We start from the raw sequence: 2,679 nt of genomic DNA, 5'->3' as shown, positions 1-2,679 counted from the left end.
AGAAGGGCTTCGGCGGCCACTTCCACAACGACAACTCGATCGCTGTGCTCCGAGACATCCCCGGCCTCGCGATCGCGTCACCGGCGCATCCGGCCGACGCGGCACCGATGCTGCGCGAGTGCGTGTCGCACGCCCGCGCGACCGGAGCGGTCGCGGTCTTCCTCGAACCGATCGCGCGCTACCACGACGGCGATCTCCACGAACCGGGCGACGGCGAATGGTCCGCCCCGCTCGTCGACGGGCGAGCCGAACTCGGTCGCGCCAGGACGTACCGACCGTCGGGCGACGCACCGTGCGATCTCACGATCGTCACCTGGGCGAACGGGACCTACCTCGGTCGGCGAGCACAACGCCGGCTCGAGCTCGAACACGGCGTGCGCTGCTCCGTCGTCGACCTCCGCTGGATCGCTCCGATGCCGGTCGCCGACGTCGTGGCTGCGGCGATCGAGACCGGACGGGTCCTCGTCGTCGACGAGACCCGCCGCAGCGGTGGCGTCGGTGAAGGGATCGTGTCGGAGCTCGTGGCAGCTGGTTTCCACGGCTCGATCGACCGGCTCGCCGCCCGCGACTCGTTCGTCCCGCTCGGTGCCGCCGCGAATCTCGTCCTCGTCAGCGAGGACCAGATCGTCGAACGTGCCCTCGCCGCCGTATCAACTGGGTTCTGACCCCAGTTGATACGCGTCGCCACTGCGCGCCGACACATCGAGTGCGTCGTCGCCGGCGGTGACCACGATCGTGTCGCCGTCGCCCACCGAGCCGTCGAGGATCAGCAGCGAAGCCGGGTCACCGATCTCACGCTGGATGATCCGCTTCAGCGGTCGCGCCCCGAATGACGGGTCGTAGCCGTCGCGAGCGAGTTGGGCCATCGCCGACTCGTCGACGTCGAGCGTGATCCGCCGGTCGGCGAGCCGCTTGTGGAGCCGCTCGAGTTGGATCCCGACGATGTGTTCGAGGTCGGCTTCGGTCAACGAGCGGAAGCGGATGATGTCGTCGACGCGGTTGATGAACTCCGGCTTGAAGAACTCCTGGGGGTCACCCGGCAGATTCGACGTCATGATCAGCACGACGTTGGTGAAGTCGACGGTGCGCCCCTGACCGTCGGTCAGTCGGCCGTCGTCGAGGAGCTGCAGCAACGTGTTGAACACGTCGGGGTGCGCCTTCTCGATCTCGTCGAGGAGGACGACCGAGTACGGACGACGCCGCACCGCTTCGGTCAACTGACCGCCCTCGTCGTATCCGACATAGCCGGGAGGAGCACCGATCAGACGGGACACCGAGAACTTCTCCATGTACTCGCCCATGTCGATGCGGACCATCGCCCGCTCGTCGTCGAACATGAACTCGGCGAGCGCACGGGCCAGTTCGGTCTTGCCGACACCGGTCGGGCCGAGGAACATGAACGAACCGATCGGACGATCGGGGTCCGACAGACCGGCACGGCTCCTGCGGATCGCGTTCGCGACCGAGGCGACCGCATCAACCTGGCCGATCACCCGCTGGTGCAGGAGTTCTTCCAGATGTACGAGCTTGGACGTCTCGGACTCCATCAACCGGGCGACCGGCACGCCCGTCGCCTTCGCGACGACCTCGGCGATGTCCTCGGCGTCGACCTCCTCCTTGAGCATCGCCTTCGTCTCCTGCAGCTCGTCGAGATGCACGGTGGCGTCCTCGATGCGCCGCTCCAGTTCGGGAATCCGCCCGTACCGGATCTCGGCGGCCATCGCGAGATCGGATTCGCGTTCGACCTGCGTCCGCAGCATCTCGAGCTCTTCCTTGAGCGCGCGGATCGCATCGATCGCCTGCTTCTCCTGCTCCCAGTGCTCCTTCATCTCGCCGACCTGAACGTTGAGGGTCGCGAGCTCGTCGTGCAACGCATCGAGGCGTTCCCGCGACACCGTGTCGCTCTCCTTCTCCAACGCCACCTGTTCGATCTCGAGCTGCAGGATGCGGCGTTGCACGATGTCGATCTCGGTCGGGAGCGAGTCGATCTCGATCCGCAGCTTCGACGCCGCCTCGTCCATCAGGTCGATCGCCTTGTCGGGCAGGAACCGCGAGGTGATGTACCGGTCGGAGAGGACGGCCGCGCTGACGAGCGCCGAGTCCTGGATCCGCACACCGTGGTGGACCTCGTAACGCTCCTTGAGGCCGCGCAGGATCCCGATCGTGTCCTCCACGCTGGGCTCACCGACGTAGACCTGCTGGAATCTCCGCTCCAACGCCGGGTCCTTCTCGACATGCTTGCGGTACTCGTCGAGCGTCGTCGCACCGATCATCCGCAGCTCGCCGCGGGCGAGCATCGGCTTGATCATGTTGCCGGCGTCCATCGCACCCTCGGCACCACCGGCACCCACGATCGTGTGGATCTCGTCGACGAACGTGATCACCTCGCCGGCCGCGTCGGTGATCTCCTTGAGGACAGCCTTCAAACGTTCCTCGAACTCACCGCGGTACTTGGCCCCGGCGAGCATCGACGCGATGTCGAGCGCGATCAGTCGCTTGTTCTTGAGCCCCTCCGGCACGTCGCCGTCGGCGATCCGTGACGCGAGGCCCTCGACGATCGCCGTCTTACCGACACCCGGCTCGCCGATGTGGACCGGGTTGTTCTTCGTGCGACGCGAGAGGACCTGGATCGCGCGACGGATCTCCTCGTCGCGTCCGATGACCGGGTCGATCTTGCCG

At 66.6% G+C, this 2,679-nt stretch carries 2 protein-coding genes; one reads left to right on the top strand and one right to left on the bottom strand.

The genetic code is table 11. The features are described from left to right. Positions 1-665, top strand: a 665-nt coding sequence (locus tag WBV89_RS05430) for a transketolase C-terminal domain-containing protein (RefSeq protein ID WP_423980320.1), incomplete at its 5' end; no start/stop codon positions are given. On the opposite strand, the gene WBV89_RS05425 is transcribed toward WBV89_RS05430, so the two are convergent. Next, on the bottom strand, positions 651-2,679 hold a 2,029-nt coding region (locus tag WBV89_RS05425; RefSeq protein WP_423980319.1), incomplete at its 5' end, for an ATP-dependent Clp protease ATP-binding subunit. The genes WBV89_RS05430 and WBV89_RS05425 overlap by 15 nt on opposite strands.

This window comes from Ilumatobacter sp., from assembly GCF_049588435.1.
Lineage (GTDB): Bacteria > Actinomycetota > Acidimicrobiia > Acidimicrobiales > Ilumatobacteraceae > Ilumatobacter_A.
Note: the sequence above shows the minus strand (reverse complement) of the source record. Positions and strands in the feature narration are given on the sequence as shown.